At 31.2% G+C, this 17,213-nt stretch carries 12 protein-coding genes; 9 read left to right on the top strand and 3 right to left on the bottom strand.

The window, feature by feature from the left end; all coding sequences use genetic code 11:
* The 3 genes from BN350_RS19580 to BN350_RS19575 form a co-directional block, all read left to right on the top strand.
* The coding region (locus BN350_RS19580; RefSeq protein ID WP_044600395.1) for an ATP-dependent nuclease at positions 1–1,332 on the top strand (1,332 nt) is incomplete at its 5' end.
* Position 1,333: 1 nt separating this feature from the next.
* The gene (locus BN350_RS15820; protein ID WP_028044459.1) at positions 1,334–3,145 is read left to right on the top strand and encodes an ATP-dependent helicase; all 1,812 of its coding nucleotides are present in this window, start codon (positions 1,334–1,336) and stop codon (positions 3,143–3,145) included.
* A gap of 940 nt (positions 3,146–4,085) precedes the next feature.
* Positions 4,086–4,712, top strand: coding sequence for a reverse transcriptase domain-containing protein (locus tag BN350_RS19575; protein ID WP_081652950.1), 627 nt, complete (start codon positions 4,086–4,088; stop codon positions 4,710–4,712).
* A 417-nt stretch (positions 4,713–5,129) separates the two neighbouring features.
* Here BN350_RS19575 and BN350_RS15800 read toward each other — a convergent pair whose 3' ends face one another.
* The gene (locus tag BN350_RS15800; RefSeq protein ID WP_028044458.1) at positions 5,130–5,492 is read right to left on the bottom strand and encodes a DUF3796 domain-containing protein; all 363 of its coding nucleotides are present in this window, start codon (positions 5,490–5,492) and stop codon (positions 5,130–5,132) included.
* Positions 5,493–5,675: 183 nt separating this feature from the next.
* Between BN350_RS15800 and BN350_RS15795 the strand changes: the two genes are divergently transcribed.
* The 5 genes from BN350_RS15795 to BN350_RS15775 all read left to right on the top strand — a co-directional run bounded on the left by BN350_RS15795 (position 5,676) and on the right by BN350_RS15775 (position 15,454).
* Complete coding sequence (locus tag BN350_RS15795; protein ID WP_028044457.1) at positions 5,676–7,052, top strand: sensor domain-containing diguanylate cyclase; 1,377 nt, start codon at positions 5,676–5,678, stop codon at positions 7,050–7,052.
* A 268-nt stretch (positions 7,053–7,320) separates the two neighbouring features.
* Positions 7,321–7,671 carry an Hpt domain-containing protein gene (locus tag BN350_RS19570; RefSeq protein ID WP_187117152.1) on the top strand — a complete coding sequence of 117 codons (351 nt, stop codon included), beginning with the start codon at positions 7,321–7,323 and terminating at the stop codon, positions 7,669–7,671.
* Positions 7,671–11,414, top strand: a complete 3,744-nt coding sequence (locus tag BN350_RS15785) for a diguanylate cyclase domain-containing protein (RefSeq protein WP_028044456.1) — start codon at positions 7,671–7,673, stop codon at positions 11,412–11,414. Before BN350_RS19570 ends, BN350_RS15785 begins: the two co-directional genes overlap by 1 nt.
* Before the next feature lie 19 nt (positions 11,415–11,433).
* Positions 11,434–13,662 carry a hybrid sensor histidine kinase/response regulator gene (locus tag BN350_RS19565; protein WP_049945595.1) on the top strand — a complete coding sequence of 743 codons (2,229 nt, stop codon included), beginning with the start codon at positions 11,434–11,436 and terminating at the stop codon, positions 13,660–13,662.
* Positions 13,640–15,454, top strand: coding sequence for an extracellular solute-binding protein (locus BN350_RS15775; RefSeq protein ID WP_028044455.1), 1,815 nt, complete (start codon positions 13,640–13,642; stop codon positions 15,452–15,454). Before BN350_RS19565 ends, BN350_RS15775 begins: the two co-directional genes overlap by 23 nt.
* Before the next feature lie 826 nt (positions 15,455–16,280).
* Here BN350_RS15775 and BN350_RS21905 read toward each other — a convergent pair.
* Positions 16,281–16,613, bottom strand: a complete 333-nt coding sequence (locus BN350_RS21905) for a DUF4865 family protein (protein WP_196802978.1) — start codon at positions 16,611–16,613, stop codon at positions 16,281–16,283.
* On the bottom strand, positions 16,607–16,714 hold the full coding sequence (locus BN350_RS21900; RefSeq protein ID WP_420885243.1) for a DUF4865 family protein: 108 nt from the start codon (positions 16,712–16,714) through the stop codon (positions 16,607–16,609). The genes BN350_RS21905 and BN350_RS21900 overlap by 7 nt, the downstream gene beginning before the upstream one ends.
* 25 nt (positions 16,715–16,739) lie before the next feature.
* Here BN350_RS21900 and BN350_RS15760 point away from each other — a divergent pair, with 25 nt between their 5' ends.
* Complete coding sequence (locus tag BN350_RS15760) at positions 16,740–17,141, top strand: LysR substrate-binding domain-containing protein (RefSeq protein WP_028044454.1); 402 nt, start codon at positions 16,740–16,742, stop codon at positions 17,139–17,141.
* Positions 17,142–17,213 lie beyond the last annotated feature (72 nt).

Genomic DNA, 17,213 nt, shown 5'->3' with positions numbered 1-17,213 from the left:
GTATCTTTGCAGACTATGGAAGTTGATCCAAATAGAATACTGGCTTCTCTAAAATTACTTATGGCTGACAGAAACTCTGCTGATATAAGTTTGGGATTGAATAATATCTTATACATATCAATGGTTTTACAGATGTTGCAAGATAAAACTGTACCTTCATTTTTGAAAAAAGATACATTTAATGAATTGAAGGCGAAAGAGAATAGTCAAATATTAGAGGATGTTTATGAGGTAAAGGCAAAAACTGGCAATTATTTTTTAAAGGAAGATATTACTGATGCTCAGATGTCGAAAATTTATTTTTTTATGAATGTAAATATGCCGGTAAATAAGGCCGTGACGATTCTTGCGATTGAGGAACCTGAAGCGCATTTACATCCAGTAAATCAACGATTGATTTATAAAGATGTTATTAAAAACAGTAATAACTCGGTACTGCTTACAACACATTCAACACACATAACATCTATAGCACCAATAGAATCCATTGTACATCTTCACGAGAAAAAGGGTGAAGGAACAGTTATACATGCTACAGCTGATATGCCTATTGCTGCAGGAGAATTCTTAGATGTAGAAAGATATTTAGATGTAAAACGTGGCGAGATTTATCTTGGCAAGGCTGTAATATTAGTTGAGGGAGTAGCTGAAGAATATTTAATTCCTAGATTTGCAGAAACATTAGGAAAACCATTAGATGAAAAGGGTATCATTGTTTGTAACGTAAATAGTACAAATTTTGCACCGTATGTAAAATTATTAGAAAATCTTGATATTCATTATGCAGTAATAACCGATGGAGATCATTATTATATCAAGCAGAAAACAAAAAAAGGCAAAGATGGGAATGATATAGTAGAAGATGAAAGAGAATATCATGTGATGGATAAAGATGTTCCACAAGGTGCTAAAATTGGCTATTTAGGACTTGAAATCATTAGAAATCTTTTTATTGATTTAGAAATTATAGCGGATACTGAAATGCCGAGTGCGTTCGACAAACAGGAGGAATTATTTGAAAAGCATGGAATATTTGTTGGTACACATACTTTTGAAGTGGATATGATGGAAGAATGTAAAGATAATGAAAATGCTACACAGATACTTATAGATATATTTAATGATTTAACAAAAGGTGGTAATATACAAAAGAAACATTTTGAAAATGATATAGAGTCTGGTGATTATTGGAAGTGCCTAAATAAGATTGAAGGCAATGGTATTGGAAAAGGAAGATTTGCGCAGAAACTATCAGGAAGATGCTGTAAAGAGCATGTGCCTTCATATATTAGGGCAGCAATTGATTATATCTATCAGAGGGTGAATGGATAATATGAGTTATTATGTAGCCAAATTAGAACAGGTATTAGGTGATTCTTGGCAAAAAAAAGCTTATGAAACAGAAGATAGTACAGTTGTTATAGCGGGACCAGGTAGTGGGAAGACAACAATTCTTACATTGAAAATAATGAAGCTTCTAAATGGTCATATCAATGAACCACAAGGATTAGCTTGTCTTACATATAGCAAGGAAGCAGCAAGAGAATTTGAGGATAGATTAAAATTATTAGGATACAAGAAGAGAAGAAATGTTTTTCTTGGTACTGTGCATTCATTTTGCATTTCTGAGATATTGGAAAAATTTGCAGATTTATATAACTATGGCTTGCCCCTTCCTATTAAAATTGTTCCTGAAAAATTAAGTATAAAAATTCTTAATGAAATAAAGAATGAAATGGGAATTCCTAAGAAAAAATATAAGATGGAGGCAATAAATAAAGAACGTTCTCTAAATATAAAGGGAATCAGTACTATTAAATCAGAATCTGACCCAACAGCAAAACAGATTGGAGAAGAATATGAAAAAAGAGTGTTTGAGGCAGGTTATATCGATTTTGAAAGTATAATCATTTATTCCACGAAGCTCATTCAAGAGCAGGAGTATGTGCGTAACTGTCTTAGTTCAAAATTTCCATGGATTGTAATTGATGAATATCAAGACTTAGGAAGACCACTACATGAAATGATTCTTTCGTTATTTACAAAGACGGATATTAAAATATTTGCTGTGGGTGATCCTGATCAATCGATATATGGATTTGTTGGTGCTGTCCCTGACTATCTGCTGGAACTGTATAATAGGGGGGATATAATTCCAATTGAATTAAAAAATAATTATAGAAGTAATCAAGATATTATAGATGGTTCTGAAACAGTGCTTAATATTCCTAGAAACTATCATGCAATGACAAGGGAAGGAGAAACTGCTATATATCGATTTATTACATGTAATAACGGGTATCCTGATCAGTTTGATTATTTCATTAATGATATCATTCCTGAATGCAAAGAAAAAGGAATTCCAATGGAAGAGATAGCCGTTTTATTAGGAACACAAAATGATTGTAAGGCGTTAGCTTTAATGTGTATGGAAAATGATGTTCCCTATTATATTCCGAAACACACATTTGATAGAAGTGATTTTGTTCAATGGATGGAAAAGTGTGCACTTTGGATTCAAGATAAAAATAAAGCTTATTTTGATGAAATATTTGAATATTGGTATAAACTCCAAGTTATGCATCTGGAGAATAAGTATCTAAGTGAAAAAGAAATATTTCAAATGAAAATTAATTTATTTGATGTTCTAAATGGTAGTGTAGAACAAAAAGATAATTTAAAAGAATGGGTTTGTTATTTACTGAGGAATCTTAAAATAGAAGATTTGTTAGCAAAGTCAGAACATATGCCTGATGAAAAAGAAAATTTATGTAAGCTTTATAATGAGGTTTCAGATGATAGATATAAAGATTATGATACTAATAAGTTTTCAAAAATAGGAAAGCCTGAAAATCAAATAACAATTACGACGCGACATAGTTCTAAAGGGCTGGAGTTTGAAGTTATAGTTATGATGGGAATGGATGAAGGACATTTTCCGAGCTGGGCTATTAAATATAATCCAAGCGCTATTCTTGAAGAAAATAGGATTTGTTTTGTATGTGTAAGCAGAGCAAAACGAGTCTGTATTTTAATGAATTCAAATTATTATGTTGAATGGAATTATTACAATGAAAGGGAAGAAACAAAGAAATACTATCCATCCAGGTATATTAAGCAATTAAAAGACAAATTTGGTAAGTAAAAGGTGTTGATATATAATGGGAAAGTTTAATAACTTTTTATGATGATATGATATTTGACATCATATTAGTAGAGGTTAAATAAGTAAGTTTTAGAATAGATAGAAATATAATATTATCGGATTGAATGATAGTTTTGATATTACGATGCTCTTCATTAATTTCAGCAGTAAAATCTAGATAATCGATGGCATTATGAGTGTGAGAAGGAATACGTTAATTGAGTCTGCGTGAGCCTAAGTTGCATGAAAATCGCACTGGGTTGGACAACTGTTGGACAATGTGATGCTCAAAACCCTAAAAACAAAGGACTTCCAGCATTTTCTAACTAAGTAAGAGATAAAAATTCAGTTTTTTATCTACAAAATTGCAAAGATTTTATAAAAAGGGCCCTAAAAAGGGTCTTTTTTGTATGTGTGTGCCAGGCATGGCATATATCTAGCCGGTGAAAGTCCGGTCACGGGTGTTACCGCCAAGTGTAGCGAACCACAAGCTGGTGATAGTGATGTCATGAGCGAAGGAAGTGGTGTAACAAATCTTTTGAGCCTACGAACAGAAACCTGATGAGGCTAAATGGTGGATAAGGTTACACAACAAACCGAAGTCCAAAAGGTAAACGTAAAACCAAGACAGTAAATCAGGAGGTTGTGAAGAGAAAGATATATGTCTTACCCTGGGAGGTCTTGTTAACAGTGAAGTCCAGTAAACTTTAAAATCAGTAGTGGTATCACTGGTCGAAAAAGGTTTATCACAAGAAGTCAGATGAAGTCATAGTAGGTAGAAATACTGAAGGACTGAAACGTTTATAGAGTGCAAATCACTATAAGCAATGTTTGGATAGTCCGAAAATGAGAATAGCCTAGAACTATGAAACGTAATCATAGATGGTAAAGGTAATGGGGATGGTTCCAAATAGATTTACAAATAGAGGAGGAGCAGCAAATGAAATTAATGGAAAAGATTTTAAGTCAAGAGAATTTAGAAATGGCAATCAAAAAGGTCAGACAAAACAAAGGAGCACCAGGAATAGATAAAATGACGGTACAAGAAGTTGAATATTGGTTTGGACAATATCGAGAGGAATTCATCTCTAAGATAATGAACAAACAATATCGACCAATGCCAGTGAAAAGAGTCTACATTCCAAAAGCGAATGGGAAACAAAGACCATTAGGGATACCTATAGTTGTAGACCGAGTTATTCAGCAAGCCATAGCACAAGTTCTTAGTACAATCTATGAGCCAATATTCAGTGAACATAGTTTTGGGTTTCGTCCAAAGAGAAGTGCACACATGGCAATGGAGGAAGTACTGAACAACTTGAATGAAGGCTATGAATGGATAATTGATTTGGATATTGAAAAATTCTTTGATACGGTCAATCATGATAAATTAATTTCAATCTTAAGAGAGAATGTCAAGGATGCAGTAACACTACATTTAATACGAGCATATCTAAGAGCAGGAGTATTAGATAATGGACTTATGAAGAGGACAATGGTCGGAACACCCCAAGGGGGACCAAAAGAATTTTACCAAAACATGTATTCCTTTATATCCATATGCTGATTATCCAGCTGTTCGTGAAACAGTTACAGCCTTTTTAGATGCTGTTATAGCTCAAGATGTGAAATTAGGAAATGCATTAGATGTTGCTCAATTGAGTGCTATTGGAATGGCTATTGATGAGTCAAAAGATACAGGAACATGGGTAGAAGTAAATCAAATCAAATAAAAAGCAGTTGATGATGTGAATACCAATAAGGTATCATATCATGATTCTGCTTTTTATTTTTTTAATCATCTGTTACAGTAAAAATATCTTCAATTGTGACATCAAATACTTTTGCAATATTCCATGCCAGAACAAGCGATGGGTTATATCTTACTTTTTCTAAATTTCCAATTATTTCTCTTCTGACACCAACTCATTTTGCTAACTCGTCCTGTTTCATATTATACTTGGCACGATATTCCTTCATTTTGTTATTGATCATTATGAATACCTAAATGTTCTCTAACTTCTTGATAAGACAAAAGTAAAATAAATACAAAGATTGCAATAGCAAAACTGAGTATGAAAGCTCGAGATAAAACTTGACTATTATCGTATGAGCATGTTGTAAGAATTGTCGCAGGGATGAGTAAAACCATTTCTGTTAAGAAAGCTATAGCTGCTGAGTGGAATAAGTATAATTGAAACAATTCATCGGGAATAAACCAATAATATCTTATAAAATAGAGAAAGAGAAAAAAGACATATAATTGGTTATTGTGCGTGATATAACCAATAATACCAATTAATGATAATAATGAGAATAAACATAAATAATTCATTTTTCTTTTCATAATAACGCCATCCATGTGATATATTTATATCTAAAAATACAACTTTATTGATAATTTTATGAATAATATAGCTTTTCTTGTACTTGATGATATGTATTTATTTCAGATTAAGTTTAATGATATGAATAGTCTTTAAAATGTCATATAAAAGGTGTAAACTATATTTAACAGGAGGGAAATTGTATGGATTATCAGGAAACAATTTTTAAATTAACAGATTTATTAATGAATAATGAAATCAATTCTTATATAATCAAAGAATCTTTAGAAATCATCAGCAATAGTTTCTCTTTTGATTGCAGTGCTATCTATGAAACAGATAATATTCAATTCTTTTATAAAAAAGAATCCTATGAAAAATCTAAACAATTATTACCACAGCAAGTCACTTATGAAACATGGCAATTACCATTTATGAGCCATCAGAAAATATATTCTATTGATATAGAAACAGTTCAAAATGAACAAGAAATTCATCTTTTAAATTCATTTTCTTTATCAAATATTATAATTGTTCCTTTTATTGATAATGAATGTCATGCCTTTATTATTTTTACAGGAAACTATGATGCTCTACAATTAGATAGACAAGCAAAACAAAGCCTATTTATTATGACTCATTTAATAAGCCAATATATCATTATGCGAATGAATCAAAATAAAATAAAACTAGTTGAAACAACCTTTGAAAGTATTATAGATAGCACAGGTATAGATATCTATGTTAATGATTTCTATACTCATGATATTCTTTATATTAATAAATCAATGGCTGCTCCTTATGGTGGTAAAGAAGCATTTAAAAATCGAAAATGCTGGGAAGTTCTCTTTCCGGGACAAACAGGTCCATGTGATTTTTGTCCACAAAAATATATCACTAATGAACATGACGAACCAGCTTCGGTTTACACTTGGGATTATCAGCGTCCTTTTGATGGTTCATGGTTTCGAGTTTTTAGTGCAGCTTTTTATTGGACTGATGGACGACTTGCTCATGTTGTGAGTAGTGCTGATATTACCGATAACAAAAAACAAGAAGCCATTATTCAATATTTAGCCAATTATGATGAATTAACGCATTTACCTAATCGCCGTAAATTAATTAAGGATGCAAAAGATAAAATCAATCATTTAGATGAATCTGAGAATCTCTATACATTATTCTTTGATATTGATGGTTTTAAGAAAATTAATGATCAGTATGGACATGATACTGGGGATGAATTTCTCATTGAGTTAAGTCATTTTTTTAGAGGAATCCCTTTATTAAAAGAAAATGTTTATCGTAATGGTGGTGATGAGTTTGTGGCAATTCTTTATGGCAAGATGACCAAGATCAATGTTCAAAATTTAGCTAGTTTTATTCATAATCGTTTTATAAAACCATGGGTATTAAAGCAATGCCAAGTCTATTGTAATATAAGTATTGGCGTTGCCTGTTATCGAGAAGATGGTTATTCAATTGATGAATTATTACATGTTGCTGATATGGCAATGTATCAGGCAAAAAAGAGTGGAAATGGATGTATTTGTTATGGGAGTGATTTGAGGAAATCATGATGAGTTGATATCTTTATGTCAAAAAGATATTGCATGCTGGATTGAAGCAATATCTTTTTTGCATATGATGTCATTGTTATAGTTTATATGATGAGATTAATTAATAAAATCCCAGAGAATAAGATTTATTGCTATTGCGAAATAGATTTTATCAAGGTATACTTAAGATAAGTAGATGGTCATGAAATAATATAAGTCAAGCAGTCATTTCATTGATAATAATGGAAATAAAGAGATGGGAGGGAATGCTATAATGGGAGATAATATTATGCAAAATTTAATAGATTTGGGGATTGATGCAACGGGAGCATTAGAACGTTTTGCTGGTCATCAAGATATGTATCTGAAATGGATTTTTAAATTTCTAGATGATGAAAATTATGATCAGGCTCAAAAGTTTTATCAATTAAAAGATTGGAAATCAATGCTTTTTCATATTCATAATTTAAAAGGGGTTACAGGTAATCTAGGGATGAATAGGCTTTATAGATTATGTCATGATATGGTTATTGCAATACGTGCTGAAGATTTTCAGACTGTTGAAAGTCTTGATCCTATGTTTGTAGAGGAATATAGGAAAGTTTGCAGTACACTTAAGTCCCTTCAGGAGAAATTATAATGAATCGTGATACACTCTTGATTGTCGATGATATGGAAGTGAATCGTGCAATCCTTCGTAGCCTTTTTGAAAATGAATATAATTTATTAGAAGCTGAAAATGGTGAACAGGCTTATGTTCTTATTCAGCAGTATAATCTCTCATTAGCAGCTATTTTATTAGATATGGTCATGCCGGTTATGGATGGTTACGAAGTTATGAGTAAAATGAGTGAAGATGGTTATATGAATAATATTCCGGTTATTGTGATTACTTCAGAAGGATCATTGGAAAATGAAGTGAGAGCTTTTGATTTAGGAGCAGCTGATATTATTATTAAACCATTTGAACCACATATTATTAAACGTCGTGTTCATAATGCTGTGGAATTGAATTTACATAAGACCAATCTAGAAGAGATGGTGGAGGAACAAGCCAATAAACTTCGTGAATCTAGAGATGTTATTATGGATACACTTTCATCAATTATTGAACATCGTAGTGCTGAAACCGGTCAGCATGTTTTACGTATTCGTATGTTTACCAAAGTATTATTAGAAGATGTTATGACCTTTTGTTTGGAGTATAAGCTGAACGAACACTCTATTAATGTGATTGCTGAAGCGGCTTCTTTGCATGATATAGGGAAAATTGCTATTCCTGACACAATATTAAATAAACCAGGACGTTTAACATCAGAAGAGTTTGAAATTATGAAACAGCATACACTCAAAGGCTGTGAAATTCTTTCTGGTCTTGATTGTATGGGAGATGAAGAATATCTATTATATGCATATAATATTTGCCGTTATCATCATGAACGCTGGGATGGTCGTGGCTATCCTGATCATTTAAAAGGTGATGCTATTCCTATTTGTGCTCAAGTTGTCGGCATTGCTGATGCATATGATGCTTTGACGACAGATCGTGTATATAAAAAAGCCATTCCACCTGAAGAAGCTATTACAATGATACTTAATGGAGAATGTGGAATGTTTTCGCCAAAACTTTTAGAATGCTTAAAAAATGTACGTGAGAAATTTTATCAATTAACTTATGAATATGCTGATGGACATTCACCTAAGCTAGATAATATTCAAACAAACATGTCCCATTCTCTAGATGTTTTAAAAGAGCCTATATCTAAGTTAGATCAAATGAAATACTTTGTTTTATTGCGTTATACAAATGCTACAGTTATGGAAGTTGATATGGATAGTGGTGTTTATCACTTGGTATATCAGCAGAATAATGATTTTCAAAACTTAAAATCAGGAAGTACAATTACATCATCCCTGCATTCCTTTATAAATAATGATGTATACCCTGATGATATTCCCTTAGTGCAAGAAATATTCGATCAGGACATTGATAAGTTTTTTAATCAGGGATTACTTAGAAAATCATGGCAATACCGTATTTTGCATCATAATACGGGAGAGTATATTTGGTATGAATTAACTATTTTAAGAGTCAATACTGAAAATTTTAATATTCATCGAGCTTTACTTATTTGGAAAGATATTGATCAAGATCATCATCATAAAGTATCTCAGTCAGAAAAACATCAATTAACTGCCCAAAATTTACAAGTCGGTGTTTTTCAGTATTTGAATGATGAGATGTTTACGATTCTTTATATCAATGAAGGATTTATTCATTTGTTTGGTTATAGTCAAAAAGAAATTGAAACGAAGTTTCACAATCATTATTTAGAAATGATACATCCAGATGATCAAAAACAAATTCGACAGAAGTTTATTAAAAAGATATTGGAATCAAATACTCAAGAATTGGAATATCGTGTTTTAACAAAAGAAAAACGATTGATTTGGATATTAGATAAATCCCATTTAGCAATTGATGAAAATGGACAAGAATGTTTAGAGAGTACTTTAATTGATATTACACAGATTAAACAAACACAAGAAGATTTAAGGATGACAATGGAGCGTTATCAAATTATTATTAATCAAACAAATGATATTATATTTGAAGCGAATTTAGAAAATGATGAAATTAAGTATTCTAGTAATTGGGAAAAGAAATTTGGATATACACCAGTTTCACATGATTCTTTAAAGACAATTGAAAGAGCTTCTCATTTGTATCCAAAAGATGTTCAGCCATTTATTGATCTTGCAAAATCAATTGTTAATGGTTTGCCTTATGGTGAAATAGATGTGCGTATTGCGAATATTGAAGGACGATATATTTGGTGTCGTTTCCGTATGACAGCTCAATTTAATAATCAGGGACAGCCGATTCGCGTTGTAGGGCTGATTATGGATATTGATGATGAAAAACGTCGAACACAAGAATTAACCCAAAGAGCTCAACAGGATTCATTAACAAAACTCTTCAATAAAGATACAGCTGTAACAAAAATTCAGAATATTATAAAAACTATGCAAGAATTTGAATATTATGCTTTAATGATGTTAGATTTAGATGATTTTAAATTCATTAATGATTCCTATGGTCATATGTTTGGTGATGTTATTATTTCTCAAGCAGCACAATTATTAAAAAATATATTTCAAGATACTGATATTGTTTCACGTTTTGGTGGTGATGAGTTTTTGATTTTTATTCCATATAATGGGGATGATATGTTTTTGCAAGAAAAGGCTGATAGGATTATTAAAAATTTATTACAAGTTCATTTACAGGATAATCATCAATTGGTATTAACTTGTAGTATTGGTATTTCAAGATTTCCTGCTGATGGCAAAAGTTTTCAGGATTTATTTAAAGCATGTGATTTAGCTCTCTATTATGCAAAAAGAAAAGGTAAAAATCAATATGCATATTATGATGAAAAGATTATGAATAAATTTTATGATGTTAATATGTCACAGGGAATGATTGCCCGAACAGAAATTGAATCAGATCAAAATGCATATAATGCTGATAGTACGATTCTTAAGACTTTTCAGCTTCTGTATGGATCAAAAGATCTTTATGCTTCTATTTCACAGATTATTGAGTTAATAGGAAAACAATATAATGTGAGTCATGTTTATATTTTTGAAAATGCTGATGATAAACAGAATACACATATATATGAATGGCGTAATCATAATGTTTTATCTGAAAAATCTCTTTTAGAATCAGAAGCAGAGAGTTTACTTAAAAAAGAATATCAGAATAGTTTTGATGAAAACGGGATTTTCTATTGTCAGGATATTGCTGTTTTACCAAAAGAACAACGTGAACTGTTTGCTTCACAGAGAATTAAATCTTTTCTACAATGTGAAATTAGAGATCAGGGAAAATTTGCTGGTTTTGTTGGCTTTGACGATTGTTTTAATTATCGTTTATGGACTCAGAATCAAATTGATGCTTTATCATTTATTGCAGAATATTTATTTAATTTTCTCTTAAAAAAACACGCTCAAGATCAAGCATTAAATGCTATTGAAGATTTAAGAATGATTTTGGATATGCAGCAGTCATGGATATATGTCATTGATCCTGATACATATATTCTTAAATATATTAATGCTAAGACACTTCATACAGTTCCAGATGCAAAAGTAGGCAAATACTGTTATCAGGCTTTTTTCAAATCTGATACACCATGTCAGAATTGTCCTGCTAAGAATATTAGATTAAAGATTAGTCAATCAACGGAAGTCTATAATCCCTATTTGAAAATTTGGGCCATTGTAGATGGCAGCCTTATTCGCTGGGATAATCAGGATGCCTGTTTATTGGCTTGCCATGATGTTACCCAATATCATCTGGATAAGAAAAAATAAGTGAGGTGACCAGAAAATAATGAATAAGAAAAAGTATCCCATAAATTTATTTATGGTCATAGGCAGTGTTATTGCAATTCTTTTTATTGGCTTTGCTATATATTCCTTCTATTTATCACTAGAAAATGAAATTTATGTTGAAAGAGCAGCTTATCTTAAAGAAATATCAGAACAGGTTGTTTTGACAACTGATACAATCTCTGATTCACAATGGAATCTTGCTGAAATTTTTGCTAATCGAATGCAAAAATCTCAACTCACTTCTTATCATGAGTTTATTGATTTTATTGATCAGCAGCAGACTATTTTTAATCAGCAAGGATTATCTTTATTGGCATTTGATGATAAAAGTCATTATTATGATAGTCAGGGAAATAAAGTCCGCTGGTCAGGAATGGGAGCCATTATCAATGATACTTCAGATAAACGGCAGGTTGAAATTACAACTCTTCCTACAACAACACAAATGACTGATGAAATGGTTTTTATCTTAAAAATGGATCAGCCTATAAAAATAAACAATCAAATTATTTTAACACATGTTGCTGTGACACGTGATATGTCAGTATTTAATAAAACTTTTCAGATTCCTTCTTTTGAGGGTGAAGGAGAAAACTATATTGTAAGTGCAAAGGGAACAAGAGTTTATCGTGGTCAAACGCCAAGTGATATTATTGGTGATGTTTACAATATTATTAAACCACTTGAAGATATGAAATTTTTATATGGTGGCAGTTATCAGACTCTCAAAGATTCTCTTGAACAATCCAAGACTTGCAGTTTAGAATTTGTGGATACGAATGGGCAACATTATTATGTAACAGCATCGCCTATGAAAACAAATAATTGGACATTGCTGAGCGTTGTTCCAAGTGAAAAAGTCAGTGAAAAAATGCAGCAATTTATGAATAAAGCATTATATGGTATGTCAGCAATTGCATTAATTGTCACCATTTCTTCAACATTGGCAATGTTTTTGATCGTTCGCTATCGAGCTGGACAGCGACTCATTCATGAACAAATGAAAGCTAATGAAGATATGCGTATAGCAACACAAGCTGCTCAGGAAGCTAATCTTGCGAAAACAGTTTTTCTAAGACATATGTCACATGATATTCGTACACCTATTAATGGTATTATGGGGATGACTGATATTGCTTTACGAAATATTAATGATTCTCAGCGTTTGAAAGACTGTTTACAAAAAATAGACTCAGCATCCCATCACTTATTAAGTTTAGTTAATGATGTTTTAGACATGTCTAGGATTGAGAGTGGGAAAGTTCAGCTTGACAATAAACCATTTGCTATTGATACATTATTAGATGCCTGCTATAGCATTATATCAGGACAGGTTATAGAGAAAAAAATCCATTTACATAAAGATTTTTCAAGTATGAATGTTTCTTATTTAAATGGTGATGAATTACATATTCGTCAAATTCTTATTAATGTTCTTGGTAATGCTGTGAAGTTTACACCCGTAGGGGGACGAATTGATTTTGTTGCGAGTAGTTATCTTAGAGAAAATTATTTAGCGTACGTAACGATTTCGATTAAAGATACAGGGATTGGTATGAGTGAACAGTTTATTGAACACATATTTGAACCTTTTGCTCAAGAAGAAGATGGTAGTCGTAGTCATTATCAGGGAACAGGTTTAGGAATGGCTATTGTCAAGCAATTATTGGATTTAATGGGTGGCGATATTCAGGTGACCAGTTCTTTAGGGCAGGGGACTGAATTTATTATTAAGTTGTGTCTACCAATGGAAAAGCATTTAAATGCACCAAAACAATTAGACAATTTAACAGCTGATTTATCCTCTTTACGTGTTTTATTGGTTGAAGATAATGAATTAAATATGGAAATTGCTCAATATGTCTTACAGGATTGTGGTGTTGAGGTCATAACAGCTATGAATGGACAAGAAGCTGTAGATATTTATACATCAGCTGATAATTATTATTTGGATGGTATCTTTATGGATATTATGATGCCAATTATGGATGGCTTTGAAGCAACGCAAATCATTCGTTCAAGTCACAAAAGAGATTGTCAAAGTATTCCGATTGTTGCAATGACAGCAAATGCTTATCAGGAAGATCGTCAAAAAGCAATTGATGCGGGAATGAATGATCATTTAACAAAACCAATAGAAAGAGAAAAAATTATTTCAGCTTTACAAAAGATGTATCAGCTTAAACAAGCAAGGGAGGATTATCATGAATCAGAAAAGATTTCTTAGAAAGGTATTATCACTGGGGATGATAAGTTGCTTATTGTTAGCAGGCTGTCGTCAAAATCAAACAAAAGATACTCATGAACCCATTTCTATTTTATCAGCAGGGATTAATTACAGTGAATTTCAAAAGAAATTAAAAGAAAAATATCCTGAAATTAATTTACAAATTATAAGTTATACAGGCAGTAATTCAACCGGTTATGCTCAATATTTATTCAAAAACCATGATATTCCTGATATCTATACAGTTTCAGTATTTGGAATGCAAGATATTCAAAGTGAGAACCTTATAGATCTATCTGGATATGATTTCTTAAATAATTATAAAACGGCTGATATTAAGCAAGTGACAATAGATGGAAGTGTTTATATGGTTCCGGCTGCTTCAACGATTATCGGAATGTACTATAATCAAACAATGTTTGAAAAGAATGGCTGGAAGGTTCCTCAAAATTTTACGGAATTAAAAGATTTAGCGAAAACAATTCAGGCGAAGGGAATTGATCCTTGTAGTGCACAATTTGAATTACCTGGGAATGGTTTCTTTGATTTACTGACAATGGCAAAAACAAATTACTTATCAACATCTGAGGGATTGCAATGGGAACGAGATTTTCAAGCAGGAAAAATAACTGCTAAAGAAGGTTTATCAGAAGCAATGAAAACAATTCAGGAATTAATAGATTGTGGAATGTTAGATGCTCAAGATGCTCGTCAGAGCAGTGAAGATGGATTGAAGAAATTCAAAAATGGTCAATCAGCATTTTTTCTCAATGCAGGAACATTAATAAAATTTTCGCAAAATGATGATGGAACTGGAGATAAGTATGGAATCATGCCATTCTATGGACGTGGAGAAGATAGTTCAGTTCTTATTAATAAACCAATGGCTTATTTTGGATTATCTAAAGAACTTGAAAAGAATGAACAGAAAAAAGCTGATGCGATAAAAATTATGGAGTTTTTAGCAACATCTGAAGGACAAAATGCTTTAATCTCAAAACAACAAAGTTATGTGACACCTTTAAAAGGAGATGAAATAGATAAAAATTCTCCATTTTATGAAGTACAAGAATATATTAGAAATGGACATACATCAACATTAGCTTATGCGGGTTATGAAGGAATTATTATTGACGTTGGGAGAAAGGTTCAAGATTGGGTAGCTGGAAATTGTCAAGGAGAAGATGTTTTGGCATATATGGATCAGGTTCAAAAACAAAATTTAGGTGGAGATACAGAATCTATAACAGTTGCCAATGATAACTTTACTATTGAACAGACAACACAATTATTAGCACATATTTTAAAAGAGGCAACGAAGAGTGATATAGGAATGTTATCGGTGGGCGGATATCATGATAATATGGAAAACACAACCGGAGTTTGTGCAAAAGTATTTAAGGGAAATATTACATTAGATATTTTAAATACATGGATTCCTGCTGAGTATGGTGAAGCAGTATGTATATTGACATTATCTGGTAAAGATCTTCAAACACTTTTAGAATCAGGCTTAATTGTAAAAACAGGGGTTCAGGGATTTGATTATATTCCTGCCGGAATTAAAGTGCGTAAAAATGAAGATGGAAAGATTCAGCAGATAACTTTAGATGATGGTTCACTTCTTGATGAAAATAAAAAATATACAATTGCGATTGATAAAGGTGCATATACTAATGAAATAGCTAAAAAAGGTCAAGTACAGGAAACAGATTTATTAGTTTCTGAAGTCGTTACTGAGTATTTAAAGAAACAAACATCAATCTCACCATTAGAATCATCCATTTCCTAAACAGTGTTTTGTTATTTAATAGACAGATGAGAATAATAGTTTAATCAAATAATTTAGGGGGATTACCAAATTCTTTGAGAGGCAGCTTTAGGGATTTACCAACACATTATGATTTATACGAAAATGAACTTAGGAAACAATATTTTAAAATTAAGAAAACAAATGTATTTATCACAAGAAAAGCTGAGAGAAAAGGTTGGAGTAACAAGATAGACCATTTCAAATAGGGAATTAGAACAAACAACTCCAGACACGCATCAATTAATTGTATTAGCAAAAAACTTAAATGTAAGCAGCGATACTCTTGTAGATAATGATGTTCATAATTTGCTAGAGCAAAAAGTGAATCATGTAGAATTAGAAATTGTTAAGAACAATAAACTCTTAAAAATTTCAATAATTGTTTTAACGATCATTGTTATTATCTTGATTTTGGCGTTTATTTCTTTGGCATAATGGTAAGAGAAGATGAAAAAGACAAGATTAAGCAGAAATGTGAAAGTATTTATTGTTATAATTGTGGCAGTTTCTATTGGTAGTTTTTTTACAGATATTTAGATTAATTAAATAAAAAACCTTTATGAGAAATATGATTCTTACTTGGTTATGGGTAATCGTAAAATCAGAGGATTCAAAATTATTGAATTTATCAATAACATTTAAATCTTCTTTTTCGTTTACACCCTAAAGTAAGATAGAACCAGAATATAAGAGAAAGGATTTTTTAATTTATTGTGTTCAATTTTGAATATATGGTTTGTTTGATTTATTGTAGATAAAAATTATTCTATAGATAAATGTAATATGCTGTAAATTTTGCAATCTATTATATCTTGTGGCAGATCTCCAAAAAGTAATATTCGGTACATATCCAATTTTTAGGATTATAGGTTAATAATTGTCCTAGACTATTGATGTTGCTATAGACATATTTCGGTTGTTTCATCTTTTGTGTAGCGGATATCTTATGTTCGATCTCTATCATATGTCGAGATAGATTGAGATTCTTTTCTAATTTGTATGCTAGAGGGATACTGATATTTATTTTCTGCCATCCAAATGATTGCAGAATATTATTATAATATCCATCAAATATAAAGGTATTCATTCCTTTGGTATCTCTCCACAAGTATAAAGGTGAATATTCATTTTTTAACAAGTATCACTTTTTTCAGAAATTAAATAAGCTTTGAATAATAGATGTTCAAAGCCATCTGTTTTATGTCCATTTATAGCAACTCTTTTTCTAATAACATTCATATCAAAATCATCAGGTAATATTATTTTGTACTGTAGTTTTCAAGGGAAACTAGTTCTTATCACACCAGAAAGTTTTCAATCACTTGATGATCTAATTTGTTATCCGATCGTTGTTAATAATCTTGAGACCTGTCCTTATCGTACAACGCTTTTAAACTGGTGGAATACACACCATTTAGATTTGGCAAAGATAATAGAATTGGATACAGTTGATGGAATCATAAATACATTATCTCTAGGTGGAGGTATATCTTTGCTGCCTTTAAAACTCATAAAAAGAGATTATGCAATTAATACTTTTTTTCTTAATGAATTACAATGTACATCAATTCATATATGGTCAGCTCAAGAAAAATCTTCTAAAGAATGTTCTTCTTTTATCAGTATTGTAAAAGAAAGTCTGGTTGATAAGATTGATGATGAATGATTTATAAAGTATATTTATATGATTTTGAAATTTCAGAAGGAAAATTGCTATTTTACGGTATTGTAAATATAT

The organism is Candidatus Stoquefichus massiliensis AP9 (assembly GCF_000455285.1).
GTDB classification, from domain to species: domain Bacteria; phylum Bacillota_I; class Bacilli_A; order Erysipelotrichales; family Coprobacillaceae; genus Stoquefichus; species Stoquefichus massiliensis.
The sequence above is the reverse complement of the archived record's forward strand: the minus strand, read 5'-3'. Positions and strand labels throughout refer to the sequence as shown.